The organism is Rhizobium phaseoli (assembly GCF_010668805.1).
GTDB classification, from domain to species: domain Bacteria; phylum Pseudomonadota; class Alphaproteobacteria; order Rhizobiales; family Rhizobiaceae; genus Rhizobium; species Rhizobium phaseoli_A.
Genome location: NZ_WUFT01000087.1, coordinates 1 through 428 on the forward strand (window position 1 = coordinate 1; position 428 = coordinate 428).

General features: G+C 64.0%; 1 protein-coding gene. It reads left to right on the forward strand.

All coding sequences use genetic code 11. The features are described 5' to 3' along the window. Positions 1-428 (forward strand): M17 family peptidase N-terminal domain-containing protein (locus GR197_RS31495; RefSeq protein ID WP_204330517.1); only part of this gene is annotated, 428 nt, incomplete at both ends.

A 428-nucleotide genomic window follows, 5' to 3' on the forward strand; every position in this document is an offset into this window, starting at 1 on the left:
GTCTATGGCGACGCCGTGCGCGCCGCGTGGCGCGCTATCCTCGGCACGAAGATCACCCAGGTCACGTTCACGCTCGCTCAGGCGCCTGTCAAGGAACGCTCGTCGGACTGGGCCGTGCGCGCCGCCATTCTGGCACTGCGCGAACTGACCTACCGGTTCACGCAGATGAAGAGCAAGCCGGACAACAGCACGCGCGCGCTCAAGCGTATCGTGTTCAGCGTCGACGCGGCTGACGAGAAGCTCGCGAAGGTGGCCCTCAAGCAGGGCGTCGCGCTGTCGAACGGCATGGATCTGACGAAGGACCTCGGCAATCTGCCGGGCAACGTCTGCACGCCGACCTATCTGGCCACGACCGCGAAGAAGCTCGCGAAAGACTGGAAGCTGAAGGTCGAAGTGCTCGGCCAGAAGCAGCTCGAAGCACTCAAGAT